The organism is Microbulbifer pacificus (assembly GCF_033723955.1).
Classification (GTDB): domain Bacteria; phylum Pseudomonadota; class Gammaproteobacteria; order Pseudomonadales; family Cellvibrionaceae; genus Microbulbifer; species Microbulbifer pacificus.
This window is the reverse complement of record NZ_CP137555.1, coordinates 1213020-1228566: the sequence shown is the minus strand read 5'-3', so window position 1 is coordinate 1228566 and position 15547 is coordinate 1213020. Positions and strand designations below refer to the sequence as shown.

14 protein-coding genes are annotated in these 15547 nt (G+C 58.4%); 4 read left to right on the top strand and 10 right to left on the bottom strand.

Annotated elements, in window-relative coordinates; translation table 11 throughout:
• Window positions 1-55: 55 nt before the first annotated feature.
• Window positions 56-934, top strand: a complete 879-nt coding sequence (gene yghU, locus R5R33_RS05585; protein WP_318955058.1) for a glutathione-dependent disulfide-bond oxidoreductase — start codon at window positions 56-58, stop codon at window positions 932-934.
• Window positions 935-955: 21 nt separating this feature from the next.
• On the opposite strand, the gene R5R33_RS05580 is transcribed toward yghU, so the two are convergent.
• Entirely contained in the window at window positions 956-2188 is a 1233-nt protein-coding gene (locus tag R5R33_RS05580; RefSeq protein ID WP_318955057.1) for a GNAT family N-acetyltransferase, read from the bottom strand.
• 308 nt (window positions 2189-2496) lie between these two features.
• On the opposite strand from R5R33_RS05580, the gene R5R33_RS05575 reads away from it, so the two are divergent.
• Window positions 2497-3699, top strand: coding sequence for a hypothetical protein (locus tag R5R33_RS05575; protein ID WP_318955056.1), 1203 nt, complete (start codon window positions 2497-2499; stop codon window positions 3697-3699).
• A gap of 29 nt (window positions 3700-3728) precedes the next feature.
• Here the strand turns inward: R5R33_RS05575 and R5R33_RS05570 are convergent, their stop codons facing one another.
• The 4 genes from R5R33_RS05570 to R5R33_RS05555 form a co-directional block, all read right to left on the bottom strand.
• Window positions 3729-4616, bottom strand: coding sequence for an NAD-dependent protein deacetylase (locus R5R33_RS05570; RefSeq protein ID WP_318955055.1), 888 nt, complete (start codon window positions 4614-4616; stop codon window positions 3729-3731).
• Window positions 4617-4741: 125 nt separating this feature from the next.
• The gene (gene cynS / locus R5R33_RS05565) at window positions 4742-5191 is read right to left on the bottom strand and encodes a cyanase (RefSeq protein WP_318955054.1); all 450 of its coding nucleotides are present in this window, start codon (window positions 5189-5191) and stop codon (window positions 4742-4744) included.
• Between the two features lie 33 nt (window positions 5192-5224).
• Window positions 5225-6955 carry a bifunctional protein-serine/threonine kinase/phosphatase gene (locus tag R5R33_RS05560; protein WP_318955053.1) on the bottom strand — a complete coding sequence of 577 codons (1731 nt, stop codon included), beginning with the start codon at window positions 6953-6955 and terminating at the stop codon, window positions 5225-5227.
• A gap of 41 nt (window positions 6956-6996) precedes the next feature.
• Window positions 6997-7845 carry a formate/nitrite transporter family protein gene (locus R5R33_RS05555; RefSeq protein ID WP_318955052.1) on the bottom strand — a complete coding sequence of 283 codons (849 nt, stop codon included), beginning with the start codon at window positions 7843-7845 and terminating at the stop codon, window positions 6997-6999.
• A 528-nt stretch (window positions 7846-8373) separates the two neighbouring features.
• Between R5R33_RS05555 and R5R33_RS05550 the strand changes: the two genes are divergently transcribed.
• Complete coding sequence (locus R5R33_RS05550; protein WP_318955051.1) at window positions 8374-9747, top strand: nitrate- and nitrite sensing domain-containing protein; 1374 nt, start codon at window positions 8374-8376, stop codon at window positions 9745-9747.
• Between the two features lie 15 nt (window positions 9748-9762).
• Here R5R33_RS05550 and R5R33_RS05545 read toward each other — a convergent pair whose 3' ends face one another.
• The 5 genes from R5R33_RS05545 to metG all read right to left on the bottom strand — a co-directional run bounded on the left by R5R33_RS05545 (window position 9763) and on the right by metG (window position 14022).
• Window positions 9763-9987, bottom strand: a complete 225-nt coding sequence (locus tag R5R33_RS05545; protein WP_318955050.1) for a hypothetical protein — start codon at window positions 9985-9987, stop codon at window positions 9763-9765.
• 16 nt (window positions 9988-10003) lie between these two features.
• Window positions 10004-10483: a hypothetical protein gene (locus tag R5R33_RS05540; RefSeq protein ID WP_318955049.1), complete on the bottom strand. Its 480-nt coding sequence runs from the start codon at window positions 10481-10483 to the stop codon at window positions 10004-10006.
• A gap of 118 nt (window positions 10484-10601) precedes the next feature.
• The gene (locus R5R33_RS05535) at window positions 10602-10898 is read right to left on the bottom strand and encodes a DUF883 family protein (protein WP_318955048.1); all 297 of its coding nucleotides are present in this window, start codon (window positions 10896-10898) and stop codon (window positions 10602-10604) included.
• A 130-nt stretch (window positions 10899-11028) separates the two neighbouring features.
• A complete protein-coding gene (locus tag R5R33_RS05530) occupies window positions 11029-11961 on the bottom strand; it encodes a D-2-hydroxyacid dehydrogenase (RefSeq protein ID WP_318955047.1) in 933 nt (310 codons plus the stop codon).
• Between the two features lie 18 nt (window positions 11962-11979).
• Window positions 11980-14022, bottom strand: a complete 2043-nt coding sequence (metG, locus tag R5R33_RS05525) for a methionine--tRNA ligase (RefSeq protein ID WP_318955046.1) — start codon at window positions 14020-14022, stop codon at window positions 11980-11982.
• Between the two features lie 242 nt (window positions 14023-14264).
• Here metG and apbC point away from each other — a divergent pair, with 242 nt between their 5' ends.
• Window positions 14265-15464 carry an iron-sulfur cluster carrier protein ApbC gene (gene apbC, locus R5R33_RS05520; RefSeq protein WP_318955045.1) on the top strand — a complete coding sequence of 400 codons (1200 nt, stop codon included), beginning with the start codon at window positions 14265-14267 and terminating at the stop codon, window positions 15462-15464.
• Window positions 15465-15547 lie beyond the last annotated feature (83 nt).

Sequence of the window (15547 nt, the reverse complement as noted above, 5' to 3'; positions counted from 1 at the left end):
CAATCCAGGGGTAGCGGCCGCGGGGCCGGTTAATTCTCAACATCGGAACTTTAGAATGTCTGACAAAACTTACGTACCACCAAAGGTCTGGAAATGGGACAGCGCCAATGGCGGACAGTTTGCCAACATCAACCGTCCCATTGCCGGCCCGACCCACGACAAGGCGCTGCCGGTGGGCAAGCACCCGATGCAGCTCTACTCGCTGGGTACGCCGAATGGAGTGAAAGTGACCATCATGCTCGAGGAGCTATTGGCGCTCGGGCAAAACGGTGCTGAGTACGATGCCCACCTGATCCGTATTACCGAGGGCGATCAGTTCAGCAGTGGTTTTGTGGACATCAACCCCAACTCCAAGATCCCCGCCCTGGTGGACCACAGCAGCACGCCACCGATCCGTGTGTTCGAATCCGGCTCTATCCTGCTGTACCTGGCAGAAAAATTCGGGGCTTTCCTCCCCCACACCCCGGCCCAGCGCACCGAAACGCTGAACTGGCTGTTCTGGCAAATGGGCGCCGCCCCCTTCCTCGGCGGCGGCTTTGGCCACTTCTATGCCTATGCGCCGGAGAAATACGAATACCCCATCAACCGTTACGCGATGGAAGTCAAACGCCAGCTCGACGTACTCGACCGGCAGCTTGCGCAACATCCATATATTGCCGGCAAAGAATACACCATTGCAGATATGGCCATCTGGCCCTGGTACGGTGCGCTGGTAAAAAATCAGGCATACGATGCGGCAGAATTTCTGGAAACCCACAGCTACATCAATGTCAATCGCTGGGTAAATGAAATCGGTGAGCGCCCGGCGGTGATTCGCGGGCGTATGGTAAATCGCACCTGGGGTGAGCCATCGGAGCAATTACACGAGCGGCACGATGCCAGTGATTTTGAATTGCGCACGGAAGCAAAGCTCTCCGGCCAGAAGGATACCTGACCGCAAGCGTCAGTCTTGAATTTAATCCGCGTCCAGTTTGTTTTTATTCAGACGGTCAATAATAAACCGGCGGATTTTTTTCAGGCGTACCAACAAGCCACTGGAATGAAGGAATCGCATCGTGCCATGTGCCACGCTGTTCAACAGCCAGGCGATTTTTGCCCTGGGTGACGAAGCATAATAATTCATCGAGGCATCCTCCCGCCGGTAGGTGCCATAGAGTTCTTTGTAGCTGTAATCGCCCTCACCATAGTCGATCCAGCGAATGCCTTCGTCCTGAAGCCGTTCGATTACCCTGCGGAGTAAATAGGTGCCCGGTGCCAATCGGCTGTGTTTCGGCAGATAGGATGTGGCGAGTAATGAAAAGGTACCGTCCACCACCGGCCCTACGATATAGGCGATGGGCTCGCCTTCGGCCTCCAGCAGATATCCGCGGAAGTTGCCGTTTTCGGCATGGATTCTGAATACACTGTTCCAAATGGGGTCGTCTTTTACCCCTACGCCGATACTCCTTTGATAGCCTGCAGCGCCGATTTTGACGGCCATCTTCAAATATTCAGTTACCTTTTTAGGATCGCGAATTTCCCGTATTTCAACGGCACCATTAAACGCTTCAACCAGTTTGCGGTCTTTGCGGCGAAATCCGCTGCGTGTTTTTGCTGAGTTTGCGGCTATCGGGCGACCGTGGGAATCAAGGAGCTCGGTGAACCAGCGCGCTATTTTTACCGGGAATCCATCGCCAGGCTTAAGGAATCCATTTTCAAACACTCGCCCGACTTCGCTATCCGGAGCGAGGCGAAAAATAGAAATGCAGTCAAAATTTCCGCTAGCCAGTAACTCTTGCAAGTATTTTTTCTGCTGCAGGGCAGTTTCTGTGGTCAGTGCCTCAAGCCCACCCTCGGTAATATTCAGGGTGCGAAGCAGTGGCATCGGAACCTGCCAGTTCCCGATTCTTGCCACCGGGCGCGTAAAAGCAAGGCGGCCTAACAGCATCCCATCAGGCACCCCATCTTTGTTCCATAGCGCTACATAAGGCGTTTTTTCGCCGGGCATCTCTGCGATAAATGGCAGGAAGAAATTGGCTTTTGCGGTGGCGACTCTCGCGGCACCCTTGTGATCTGTGTGCTCCCAGGAATGCAGTAATTTTTTTGCCCCATCCCATGTGAGCTCGACACTTAGGGTGGGTCCTGATTTTATTGGTGTAGGCGTTGATTTCTCTGTTTTGACTGGGTGGGCAGAAGTATGCGCTTCCATTAAGAATCCATTAGTCGATGTGTGTTTATATAAGGTTGGATTTCCGTTAAAGCATATTTTTTGTGGGGTTATTAGGTGGCGTGTTATTTTTTTAACACAGCGAATTTTTAATGAATTCTGGTAGACAATTTTTATTATGAGTAAATATCGATGCCAATATTTTGCTGCGAGTTAAGGGCTATATTTAAATACCCTAAATTAGACTCGATGCAGGTTGTGCATGCATAAAATTGACGCCGCGAAATAAATTTCTCTAACAGAGCGATTGAAGGACCGCTAAAAGGAACGCTAAAAGGAGTGGTTGACGGGTGAATGTCCTGATAATCGGCGTCGCATTGTTGATTGCAGCCTATCTGGCGTTTTCACCGCGCGTGGCAAACTCCTCTGGCTGGAAAGCCACGGTAACACCACTGGCTTCCATCATGGGCAGTGGCTTTCTGGTCAGCGCGCCGTTACTGGCGGGCATTGTCGGAAATCTGGCAGTGCTGTGTATGGCGGTGTTGCTGGTTATTGCCTACGCCGTGGGCAGTGCCATTCGTTTCAATATCCGTCATTTAGAGCCGGTTGAGCACCTGAATGGTCCGGCACAGAAAGTAGCGCTCGCTTCGCGGGTGGTGCTGGCTGGAGCCTATTCCATCTCTGTCACCTATTACCTGCAGTTGCTGGCGGAATTTTTGCTGAATGCCATGGGGATGAAGAGTGAATTCCTGGCCAATAGCATAACCACCACGCTGCTGGTCATCATCGGCGGCGTCGGTATCTGGCGTGGCCTCAGTGAACTGGAGGCGCTGGAAAAGTACGCGGTCAGCCTTAATCTGGGCATGATCGGTGCGCTGCTGGTGGCGCTGTTTGTATATAACCTGCGGCTCTTCCTGGGTGGTGACTGGGCATTGCCGGATGTCGATTCGAGCATCGGGTCCCACGACGTGCGTGTATTGCTCGGGCTGCTGATCGTGGTGCAGGGATTTGAAACTTCTCGCTATCTGGGCAGTGAGCATTCGGCGGAGCAGCGCATTGCCACCATGCGCATTGCGCAGCTGCTCTCTGCCGGCATCTACCTGGTATTCATCGCCCTGGCGACCGTGTTGTTTCACAAAAGGCTCGGGGCCGATGTGACCGCCATCATTGGCATGACGGCGCCGATTGCCGCGGTGTTGCCGATGCTGATATCCATTGCCGCAATTGGCAGCCAGTTCAGTGCTTCGGTCGCAGACTCGGCGGGGGCGGGGGGCTTGATCGAAGATATTTCGCGCCAGAAATTACCGGAGCGCTACGCCTATGTGCTGATCATGGCGGTTACCGTATGCCTGGCCTGGCTTACCAGCGTTCAGGAAATCATCGCCTATGCCTCGCGCGCCTTCGCCCTGTTCTATGCGTTCCAGTGCGCCGCGGCTTTACTGGTTGCCCGACAAACGCAGGGCTTGCCGCGGCGGCGTTGGTATATGCTGTGTTTTACCGTGACTGGCCTGATCTGCCTCGCGGTATTTGTGCTGGGGCTGCCGGCGGAATAACACAGGGGCGCGGCTGGGTGCGTGGGTAGTTACAGCTGCTTCAGCGCTCCGGCCAGGGTTTCCCCGATGCGTGCATTCAGTTTCAGATCGAGCAGGTCATCGGCGCGGGTGCGCCCCAGGTTCAGTGAGGCCAGCGGTTTGCTCCACTCTTTCGCATAGCGGCAAAAGCGGAATCCGGAGTAGACCATCAGGGACGATCCCACGACCAGCAGTGCATCGCTTTCGCGCACGGCTTCCAGTGATTGCTCGACCCGTGCCTTTGGCACATTGTCGCCAAAGAACACCACATCGGGCTTCAGAATCCCCCGGCAATCCGGGCAGTCCACCACCTCAAAGCCGCTGAAATCCACTTCCAGGTCGGCATCCCCATCCGGCGCTGTCTCCGCCGTATAGTGGCGAAACGCGGGGTTCAGATCGTAGCTGCGATCGTGCACGGCTTGCCGCATTGCGCGGTAATCACAGCGCAAACAGCGAATCTCATCCGCGCGACCGTGCAGGTCGATGACCTTTTCACTGCCCGCGCGTTGATGCAGGCGATCCACATTCTGGGTAATCAACAAATGGATATGTCCGCGGCGCTCCAGTTCCGCCAGATAAAAGTGCGCGGGGTTCGGCGCCGAATTGCGGATCACCGGCCAACCGATCAGTGCGCGCCCCCAGTAGCGCTGGCGTGTGGCCGCACTCGCCATGAAATCCCGGTGATCCACCGGCGGCTTGCGCTTCCACTGGCCGTCGCGGTCACGGTAATCGGGAATTCCGGAATCGGTACTCACACCGGCACCGGTCAGCACCGTTAGGCGCGGGTGACGGTGAATAAATTCCGCCAGCTGCTCCGCAGCTTTCTTTGTGGATAACTCAGATTCGACAATGGCGTTTTCTTCTTGCAGGGCAGAGGAGGAAGGCGTGCTAAGACTCATGATTCTGGCCGATTCTGGGCAAATGTCAGGACCGGTATTGTAGCGAGTCTGGCGGTGGGACGTTGTATTGATGTTGTTTAGGGCGTAGGCCGGCGGCGCAGCGGCCGCCAGCGCCGGGACCATCCTCAGTAGGTTTTATATGGCAGGAATTTGCCGGACATCACCATATTCACCCGATCCCCCTTGGGATCTGCCTCCCGCTGGATATCCATGGAAAAGTCGATGGCGCTCATGATGCCATCGCCGAACTCCTCGTGGATCAGCTCCTTGATGGTGGTGCCATACACATTCACCAACTCGTACAGGCGATAAATTAGTGGGTCGGTGGGGACTGCTGTGGGGAGGGATCCCTTGTAGGGGGCAATCTGCAGCCAGGCGACGGCCTCGTCGCTGAGATCGAACAGCTCGCCCACCACGGCGGCCTGCTGTTTGGTAAACGTCATCTGCCCCAGGCAGGCGGCGGTGGTCCACTCTTTCGACAGGCCGATGGCTTCTGCCACCTGGGACCATTTCAGATCCTTCTGCACCTTGACGACGAGAATCATATCGGTGACTTGCTGACGGCTACTGATCATGGATTTTCTCCTTGCATGTTTTATTGGTGGGGGTCAGGTGGTGCTGGAAATCAGGCTCAACAGATAAACAATAACGAGCAGCAGAATGCCGCTCACCGATTGCCAGAAACGCACCGGATAGCGCTCCATCAACGGTGGGCGGGTGGCAATGCGGTACTCGGGGTTCGGGTGGCGCAACTCATAAACAAATTCCGATAGCGCCTCGTGGCGGCGCAGCGGGTTTGGTTGCAGCGCTTTTTTTAGGGTGGCGTCGATCCACGCGGGAATCGCGCGGGACTCACTCAGTACACTGCGGTAACGCAGCTTGTGTTGCGCGGCTACGGTACTGCAGCGGGCTACCTGGGTACCGTAGGGGAACTCACCGGATAACAGGTAATAGGTGAGTACCGCGAGAGAAAAAAGGTCCGAGCGAATGGTACCTTGGTCGCCGAGAAAATATTCCGGCGCGCTGTACAGGGCGGTACCGAGAATCAGCTGACCGTTTTCATCGGCGGTTTCCGCGATGCCGGCTACCCTGGCCGAGCCGAGGTCAATCAGGGTCACAGTGCCGGCGTGGCTGATCATGATATTTTCCGGGCGCAGGTCCTGATGCAGGATTTCTGCCCTGTGCAGGGCCTGCAGGCCACGCGCTACCTGTTCGACTATACCGCGCACGGTTTCCAGGTTGGGTTGGGGGTTGTCGGTCATCCACTGCCGCAGCGTCTGTCCTTCCACCACTTCCATCGCGGTATAGAGAAATCGGCGCGGTCGCCGGCTGACGGCCGCGCGCACCACATGGGCACTGTTGACGCGCCGCGCCACCCACTCCTCCATCAATAGCCGTTGCAGATGGGCGGGATCCTCGGAGAGATCGATGGAAGGTGTTTTCAGGATTGCACGACTGCCACTGGTCTGGTCGCAGGCGAGATAGACGTGGCTGCGGCTGCTCGCGTGAATTTCGCGCTCGATGATATAGCCGTCGAACACGTCGCCGCTTTTCAGGATGGGAGGCAGCGGTAAGGTGCCCGCGTGCTCCAGAGGTTCCAGTACCGGAGCAGGCAAGTTCCTGATTCGCACCAGCTGCACGGTGAGATTGTCGTTACTGCCATTGGCCAGTGCCGCGGCTACCAGGGTTTTGGCGGCCTTGTCGAGGCAGTCTGCATGCTGTTGCAGATGTTCGATCAGTGTCGGTTGCGACAGGAATTCGTGCACCCCATCGGTACTCAGGACAAACAGGTCGCCGGCTTCCAGGGAAACCCGGCGGTAGTCGATGTCCAGTTGTGGCTGCGCACCCAGAGCGCGGCTCAGATAGCTGTTCTGCTCTCCCTGCCACAGGCGGTGGTCGTGGGTGAGCTGTTCCAGTGTGCCGCGGCGCAGACGGTAAATGCGCGAGTCGCCGAGGTGAAACAGGTGTGCCTCGATGCCTTTGATAATCATCGCACTGAAGGTGCAGACGTAGCCCTTGTCCCTGTCAAAGCGGTAGGGACTCTGGTGCGTCTGGCCATGGAGCCAGGCATTGGTGGCCCTGAGTACCTGTTTCGCGGCATGCGCTACGCTCCAGCTGTCGGAGGTACAGTAGTAATCGTCGAGAAAACTCTTTACCGCGGTTTCGCTGGCAACGGCGCTGACCGGACTTGAGCTGATGCCATCGGCAATCGCAAACGCGGCACCCTTCATGGCGAGCTGCGGCTCTTCCGGCAGGCGTGCGCCGCAGCTGTCCTGGTTTTCCGCCTTAAGTCCCGCACTGCTGTGCTGGCCGATGTCCAGAGTGAGTTTATTGTTCATAGAAAAATATCAGCCCCGCGCAGCGGGGCTTTGACACGTTATCAGGCCAGAGCTTCTTTGCCTGCGCTATTGCGCTCGGCAGTCAGTTGGCGCTTGGGTGCGGTTTTATAGTGAGTGCTGTACAGAGTGAGGCCAGTGAATGCGAGGCCGCCGACCAGATTGCCGAGGGCGGTGGGAATTTCATTCCAGATCAGGTAGTCCATCACGGAGAAGTCGCCACCCATCATGATCGCGGTGGGGAACAGGAACATGTTCACCACAGAGTGCTCGAAGGCCATAAAGAAGAACAGCATGATTGGCATCCACATGGCGATGACCTTGCCGCTCACATGGGTGGAAATCATCGCGCCCACTACGCCCATGGATACCATCCAGTTACACAGCATGCCGCGCAGGAAAATGGTAAACCAGCCATCGGCACCGTATTTGGCGTAGCCCAGGGTACGGGCTTCACCTACGGCCGCGAGCTTGGTGCCCACCGCACCGGGGTCGGTGTTGAAGCCCATGGTAAATACAAATGCCATCATCACCGCAACGGTGAGTGCGCCGGCAAAGTTACCGACAAACACCAGGCCCCAGTTGCGCAGTACGCCCTGTACGGTAACCCCGGGGCGCTTGTCGAGTAGTGCCAGCGGGGCGAGTACGAATACCCCGGTCAGCAGGTCGAATCCCATCAGGTAGAGCATGCAGAAGCCCACCGGGAACAGGATGGAACCGATCAGGTGCGAGCCGGTGGCCACCGCCACGGTAACCGCAAAAACCGCAGCCAGCGCCAGAATGGCACCGGCCATATACGCGCGCACCAGGGTGTCGCGGGTGGACATATAGATTTTGGATTCCCCGGCGTCGACCATTTTGGTCACGAATTCTGCTGGAACGAGATAAGCCATAGTGATCACCTTTAATGATGTTCGAGGATCGGGTGTCCATCTGTGCTGAATTGACCCTGTGGCGTCCTGCTGCCTCTGCACACGGGTAAATTCGGGGCATAAAAAAAGCGCCCACACAGACCGGCCGCTGCCGGAAAGTGATGGACGCCTTTATCCAGAGTGTTCTGATTGTGCTGGGCATATTGTGCCCGGTAAGACCCGCACCTGCGCCGAAACGGCAGCGCGGTATCTGTACCTGAAAAAGCAAAAGCAAGCTCGGTGCCAACTTTTTGACCCTCGGTACTTTTGGCGCCACGGGAAGTATGCGTCTGTGAACTAATAGCGGGGTAAAACAATCTCGCGGGCTGGCCTGTGCGCAGTGGACTTGCCTTGACCGCAATCGCGTTTGCGTCGAACTGGTGCAATGTTGCCCGACCGCTCCCGAATGGTGCGCTATGTGAGGAGGCGGGATTTTTGCCGTGTACACATTCGCGAGTGGAATATTTATTGCTGGAACAGTGGGTGACCTTGTTATGCGGAAGCGCAACCATGCCCAGATCCAGCTCGACACACAGCGATGATGCAGAAAAATTCCTGCTGGCGGCCAAGCGCGCAGAAATCCAGGCGCTGGAGCGGCTCGTCGGCAGTTGCGAGCTGGTGACGACGGTTTCCGACCTGGTGCACCAGCTGCAGCGGGAGCGGGGGATCAGCAACATTTACCTGGTATCTACAGGCTTTCGCTTTTCCGCACAGCGTCAGGAGCAGATCCAGAATGGCCGCGATAGTGAGGAGGTATTCCGGCGCCTGTTGCACAACCGCTATCTGCGGTCCGGTCGGGATGAAAGCCCGCGGGATATGCGTCTGCTGAACAGCATCGCCTATTCATTGCACGGGCTGGATGAACTCGCCAACCTCCGGCTCCACGTCGATGCATTCGAAGTGAGTGCACTCGAATCCACCGATGCCTACTGCCGGCTGATTGCCGGATTGCTGTCGGTGGTTTTCGAAGCGGCCGACGTGGCGGACGATCCGGAGGTGACGCGGCTGCTGGTGGCCCTGTTCAACTTTATGCAGGCCAAGGAATTTGCCGGGCAGGAGCGCGCCTGGGGTGCGATCGGCTTTGCCGGCTGCCGCTTTGACAAAAAGCTGCACGGGCGCCTGGCACAGTTGCAGGATTGCCAGCGCGGTAGCCTGGAATTGTTTGTGGAATTTTCCGGTGAAGCGGAGCAGACGCGCTGGCAAACGATTGAGGGTGGCGAGGCATCCCGCGACTTGCAGCGCCTGCGCCAGGTCATTGCCGGACTGAAGGAGGGCGAACCGATTGCGTCAGAAATCAGTGAGGTGTGGTATGACCTCGCCACCGCGCGCATCGATGCCATGCACTGTCTCGAAGATGCCATGGCGGCGCGTCTGTTGCAGGTGAGCCGCAAGCGGGTGGCGGAGGCGCAGTCGGAACTGGGGTATCACTACGCGCAGTTACAGCGCATGAAATCTACCGAGTGGACGCGCCCGCCGGCACTGGCGGTACTGTTTGATCCGGAAGTTCCCGGGCTGTACGGAAGTGCGCCGAGTACCGCGGTGCCGCCGCTGCCGGGGAAAAACCTGGCTCACTCCCTGTACGACCTGATCCGCTCCCAGGTTGCACATATTCACCGGGTGAGTGAGGAGCTGGAGAAGACCCGCCGCGCCCTGACCGAGCGCAAACTGGTGGAGCGTGCCAAGGGGATTCTGATGCGCAGCCTGCGACTGAGCGAAGAGGAAGCCTACCGCAGCATGCAGACCCGCGCGATGGAGATGAATCTGAAACTCGCTGACGTTGCGGAAAAAATCCTGCAAATCGGCGGCCGTGACGGCAGCGCGGGTGGTGGGACTAGCGGTAGTGTGCGACCAGCCGCGGAAACGCTTGCTGAAGAAATCCGCTAATGCCGGGCAATATTGTCACCCCGGCGTATTGTGGCTCGCTCCCTGGCTGAAAGCCTGGTAAGTCAGATACCAGTTCATCAGGGTTCTGGGCGCGGGAGTATTAAAGAATTTCTGCAGGATAAACCCGCTCGCGAAAGCCACGCCCATGGCCAGCGGCAGTGGGATTCTCTGCGCCTGGGTTAGCGTCTGTACTTTCTGCTGCTGCATCAGCGCCACGGCACAGCGCCGCTGCCGTGCCATTTCGAAACCGTAACTTTCAATCTGTCTGTTTAAAGAGCGCAGTGACATCGTCGATCGCCTCTTTCGCCTGTTTGCGGGTTTCCTCAAAGCCGAGCAGCCGGCGCAGCCGGTGGGCCGAAAGCAGCATGGCCGCGACAATCAGCAGCTGCGCCAGCAGGAAAATGCCGAAGCCGATATACACGGATTGAAAAAAGTAATAGCCGAGCAGCCCCAGCCCGGCGCACAGGCTCACCACCAAGGCGATGGCGAGGAAAAATACCAGCAACAGCAGCGCGACAATGCGCTTGCCGGCAGCGAGAGTGCGTTGGAATTCCAGATGTACCAGGCGGCTCAGGTTTTCCGTCCACGCTGCGGCCAGTGTCATGGTGGCCTCCGCGCGATCCATCAGCGCGGCGACTTCGGAGTGCAACCCATCTTCAGCAGCAGTGGATGAAAATTTAGCGTCGTCTGCAGGCTTCTCGGAGTATTGTTTGCGGGCGTTGTCTGGACCGGCCATCAGTAGAACCCCAGTGAATGCCAGAGAATCATGCAGCGTTTCCGGCAATGTAACGTGCGCAGAGCCAAACGGCAGGACTTATTAAAAGCCCCACCGGCACTGAATGGCGTTGCAAAACTTACTTGAGAATCTTCGCGATCAGCCATCCGGCAGCAAAGGCACAGCCCACGCTCACCAGAGGGTGTGCCTTGATGGAGTTTTCCGCCCGTTCGGCAACATCTTGTGCGCGTTGTTTACCTTTTTCCATGGATTCGCGAGTGCGTGTTTTCACCTGATCCGCGGTTTCGCGGGCACGGGTTTTGACATGCGCGGCGGTGTCGAGGGCGGCTTCGCCGGCCAGGTTATACGCCTGGTGCAGCTTTTCCCGACCGGAATGGATGCCGGAGTCGCTGTTGGGAGATTTTGCGCTTGCCATGATGCCCTCCTCGGAAATTTCAAGGTGAGCTAAAAGGGTAGGGTCAGTGGGAGGGAATTCGGCCTTTTTTTTGCGCGTCCGGTGCAATCGTTGCCAGCGCCTGCGTGGATAGAATTTTCAGGACTTTAAGTCAGGACCGTAACCAGCCCTGAATATTGTTGACCACGCCGTCGAGCAGGCGCTGGCGGCTTTCACGGCTGATCCAGGCGTTGTGGGGCGTAATGATCAGGTTGGGAATATCACTTGCCAGCAGCGGGTGATCCGCAGGTGGTGGTTCGACGCTGAGTACATCCAGGGCGGCACCGGCGATGGTGCCGCATTTCAATGCTTCCGCCAGCGCTTCTTCATCCACCAGCCCACCGCGGGCAGTGTTGATCAGGAACGCGGAGTCCTTCATGGCGGCGAGGAACTCGCGGTTTACCATTTGCCGGTTCTGCTCGGTGAGTGGGCAGTGCAGGCTGATGACGTCGGACTCGGCGATCAGGGTTTGCAGCGAAACCCGTCCCGGCTGGTGCCCGCCCGTTGCGGACTGTGCGACAAGTACGTGCATACCCAGCGCTTCGCCGAGCAGCGCCACCTTCTGGCCGAGATCACCGTAGCCGATGATGCCGAGGGTTTTTCCCGACAGCTCCATCACCGGGTAATCCAGCCGACAGAAAACTGGCGATTGGCTCCAGCGGCCGCTTTTCACATCCTCGGAATACCGGTGCCAGCGGGTGGCTAGCGCCAGCAGCAGGGCGATGGTGTGCTGGGCGAGGGAGCTGCCGGTGTAGCCGGTGACGTTTTTTACCGGAATGTTCTTCTCTGCCGCGGCGCCCAGGTCGATATTGTTGATGCCGGTGGCGCAGACGCAGATGAGCTTGAGGTTGGGGGCGCTTTCGATAAGTGCGCGGTCCAGCACCACCTTGTTGGTGATGACCACATCGGCGCTGGCGATACGCACCGCAGTTTCATCGGGCGATGTGGTGGCGAAAAAATCCCAGTGATCAAGGGTGCTTTCCAGCGCGGAAGTATCCAGCTCTTCCGGTTTCATGGTGAGCGTATCGAGAAATACTCCGCGCATGGATCAGGTCCTTTCCGTTTACATTACCCGCATGCCGGGCTGGGCACCGGCGTGGGGTTCCAGAATCCACAGGTCCTTGCCGCCGGGGCCGGCGGCCAGCACCATGCCTTCGCTCACGCCGAAACGCATCTTGCGCGGTGCCAGGTTGGCCACCATCACGGTGTGCTTGCCGATCAGGTCTTCCGGCTTGTAGGCGCTCTTGATGCCGGAGAATACCTGTCGGGTTTCACCGCCCAGGTCCAGGGTCAGTTTCAGCAGTTTGCCGGCACCTTCCACGTGTTCCGCATTGGCGATCAGTGCGATGCGCAGGTCAATCTTGGCGAAATCATCGAACTGGATTTCCGCGGCGATGGGATCGTCCGCAAGAGGGCCTGAGGCTGCCGGTTTGGTTTCCGCCTGCAGCTGCGCCAGGGATTCTTTTGCCGCTTCCTGCATCGCGTCTACCTGCTCTTTTTCCACGCGCTGCATCAGCGGTTTGAAGGTGTTGATGGTGTGGCCAGAGAGGGGCGCGGTAGCGCTGTTCCAGTCCAGTTTCACACCGAGGAATTCCTCGGCCTTCAGTGCGGTTTCCGGCAGTACCGGCGCCAGCCAGGTGATCAGGGCGCGGAACATGTTGACGCCCTGGGAACAGATCGCCAGTACTTCCGCTTCCGCGCCTTCTTGTTTCGCCAGCGACCAGGGCGCTTTGTCGGCAATCCAGGCGTTGGCGGCGTCGGCCAGTGCCATGATTTCGCGGATGGCGCGGCTGTATTCACGGGTTTCGAAGTACTCGGTAATGCGCGGGGCCGCTTCCACAAATTGGTTCCACAGCGCTTCGTCGGCAATTTCAGCGGCAAGTGCGCCGCCGGACTTGCTCACGAACTTGGCGGTGCGCGAGGCGATGTTCACCACCTTGCCCACCAGGTCGGAGTTCACCTTGGCGATAAAGTCCTCGAGGTTGAGGTCGAGATCGTCGACACCGGCGGTGAGCTTGGCGGCGAAGTAGTAGCGCAGGTATTCCGGATTCAGGTGGTCCAGGTAATTGCGTGCATTGATGAAGGTGCCGCGGGACTTGGACATCTTCTTGCCGTTGACGGTGAGGAAACCGTGCACGCACACCTTGGTGGGGGTGCGGAACTGCGCAGAGTGCAGCATCGCCGGCCAGAACAGGGCGTGGAAGTTGACGATGTCCTTGCCGATAAAGTGATACACCTCGGCGCTGCTGTCCTTCTTCCAGAATTCCAGCCAGTCGAGGTTGTTGCGGTCGCAGTAATTTTTCAGGCTGGCCATGTAGCCGATGGGCGCATCCAGCCACACATAGAAATACTTGCCGGGCGCATCGGGAATCTCGAAGCCGAAATAGGGCGCATCGCGGGAGATATCCCACTCCTGCAGGCCCTCGTCCAGCCACTCGGCCAGTTTGTTGGCCATTTCGGTCTGCAGGTGACCGGCGCGGGTCCACTCTTTCAGGAAGTCGTTAAACGCGGGCAGGGTAAAGAAGAAGTGCTCGGACTCCTTTTCCACCGGGGTAGCGCCGGAAATGGCGGATACCGGGTTGATCAGCTCTGTGGGGCTGTAGGTGGCGCCGCAGACTTCGCAGTTGTCGCCGTACTGGTCCTCGGCCTTACATTTCGGGCAGGTGCCCTTGATGTAGCGGTCCGCCAGGAACAGTTCTTTTTCCGGGTCATAGGCCTGGGTGATGGTGCGCGAAGCGATGTGGCCATTCTCCCGCAGGCGCTTGTAGATCATCGCCGACAGTTCGCGGTTCTCTTCCGAGTGGGTGGAGTGGTAGTTATCCACACTGATCAGGAAGCCGCCGAAGTCGCGCTCGTGCTCCGCCTGCATATTGGCGATGTGCTGCTCCGGGGTCAGCCCCAGTTGTTCGGCCTTCAGCATGATGGCAGTGCCGTGAGCGTCGTCGGCGCACATGTACAGGCACTGATTGCCGCGGGCGCGCTGGAAACGGGCCCAGATATCGGTCTGGATGTACTCGAGAATATGACCCAGGTGCAGGGAGCCGTTGGCATAGGGCAGGGCACTGGTGACGAGGATGTTTCTGGGCTGATGGTCGGTCTGAGACATCTTGGCTTCCAAAGGCTGCGAGACTTGTCGGTGGACGAGACTTGTCGGTGGAAATTGTTCGGTCGGCGGCTACCCACGTAGAGGCCCGCCGAAAAAGAGCGCGGAATATAGCAGAAATGGGCCCTGCAAGGCACCCGCAGCGCCGCGGGCTAGGCTATTGGTTGTGTGGGTATCGGCCTTGTATTCACTCGGGGGCTTGCCCAAAATGCCGGCCCGAACAGAGCGCCAGTGAGGACTACAGCGTGACCGATCACCACCACCATTGCGATGACCACGAACACAATCATAGGCATGACCACGATCACGACCATGACCACGAGGACATCCCTGAGGACGTGCAGGCGCAGCTCGAGGCGATTGCCGAAGTCATCGGTGCGCTGCAGGACCCGGCCACCGGTCTGCCGCTGGATGCCCTGGATGCGGATATCGAAGTGGGCTTCGAGGACGGCACAGTCTATACGGGGGTGACTCTCGGGTATCCCTGCGCCAGTGAGCGGCAGGCCTGGGAGCAGCGTGTGCGCGCCGCCTGTGTACTGCTACTGGAAGAGGGCGCACTGGCTGGGTCTGAGCTGCAATTTGATCTGTTTTTCGATGTGGGGCGTACAGAAGCCGGTGAGGTACCGGAGTCACTCAAAGCGGTCAAAAACATTATCGCCGTGGCCTCCGGTAAGGGCGGTGTGGGCAAGTCCACCACCGCCGTGAACCTGGCCCTGGCACTGGCTGCGGAGGGCGCCTCTGTGGGCCTGCTGGACGCGGATATCTACGGTCCAAGCCTGCCCACCATGCTCGGTACCGAGGGCGTGCGCCCGGAAGTGAAGGGTGGCAAGTTCTTTGTACCGGTGCCGGCACTGGGACTCAAGACCATGTCCCTCGGCTACCTGCTTACCGAAGATACGCCGGCGGTGTGGCGCGGCCCGATGGCGAGCGGCGCCCTTAACCAGATGCTGACCCAGACCCTGTGGGCCGAGGGTGAAGAGGAGCTGGATTACCTGGTGGTGGACATGCCTCCGGGCACCGGCGACATCCAACTCACCCTGTCGCAGAAAGTGGCGCTCGCGGGGGCGGTGATTGTCACCACGCCTCAGGACCTGGCGCTGGTGGACGCCATCAAGGGCGTGGAGATGTTCCGCAAGGTATCGGTGCCGGTGCTGGGCATTGTGGAAAACATGGCCTTGCACACCTGTTCCAACTGCGGTCATCAGGAACCGGTATTCGGGGCCGGTGGCGGCGAGAAAATGGCGGCCGATTATGACACCCGCCTGCTCGGCCAACTGCCTCTGGCCATGTCCATCCGCCAGCAGGCCGACGGCGGCTTGCCCACGGTGGCGGCGGAACCGGAAGGCGAAGTGGCCGCACTCTACCGCGACATTGCCCGCAAGGCGGCGGCGCAGGTATGGCTGGCGGCCGGAGAGGACGCACTGCCCGAAATTGAAATGGAATAGGCGCTGAATTTGTGATCAGTGCGTTGGTTGTGTCCAGATCCGGTGCGTACAATAACCACCGGATTTCACCAGTATTGATCCAT

Coding starts and splice junctions, on each gene's coding strand:
- yghU (WP_318955058.1), top strand. CDS start 56: ATGTCTGACAAAACTTACGTACCACCAAAGGTCTGGAAATGGGACAGC.
- R5R33_RS05570 (WP_318955055.1), bottom strand. CDS start 4,616: ATGAGTCTTAGCACGCCTTCCTCCTCTGCCCTGCAAGAAGAAAACGCC.
- cynS (WP_318955054.1), bottom strand. CDS start 5,191: ATGATCAGTAGCCGTCAGCAAGTCACCGATATGATTCTCGTCGTCAAG.
- R5R33_RS05545 (WP_318955050.1), bottom strand. CDS start 9,987: ATGGCACGGCAGCGGCGCTGTGCCGTGGCGCTGATGCAGCAGCAGAAA.
- R5R33_RS05560 (WP_318955053.1), bottom strand. CDS start 6,955: ATGAACAATAAACTCACTCTGGACATCGGCCAGCACAGCAGTGCGGGA.
- R5R33_RS05535 (WP_318955048.1), bottom strand. CDS start 10,898: ATGGCAAGCGCAAAATCTCCCAACAGCGACTCCGGCATCCATTCCGGT.
- R5R33_RS05530 (WP_318955047.1), bottom strand. CDS start 11,961: ATGCGCGGAGTATTTCTCGATACGCTCACCATGAAACCGGAAGAGCTG.
- R5R33_RS05555 (WP_318955052.1), bottom strand. CDS start 7,845: ATGGCTTATCTCGTTCCAGCAGAATTCGTGACCAAAATGGTCGACGCC.
- R5R33_RS05550 (WP_318955051.1), top strand. CDS start 8,374: ATGCCCAGATCCAGCTCGACACACAGCGATGATGCAGAAAAATTCCTG.
- R5R33_RS05540 (WP_318955049.1), bottom strand. CDS start 10,483: ATGGCCGGTCCAGACAACGCCCGCAAACAATACTCCGAGAAGCCTGCA.
- R5R33_RS05580 (WP_318955057.1), bottom strand. CDS start 2,188: ATGGAAGCGCATACTTCTGCCCACCCAGTCAAAACAGAGAAATCAACG.
- metG (WP_318955046.1), bottom strand. CDS start 14,022: ATGTCTCAGACCGACCATCAGCCCAGAAACATCCTCGTCACCAGTGCC.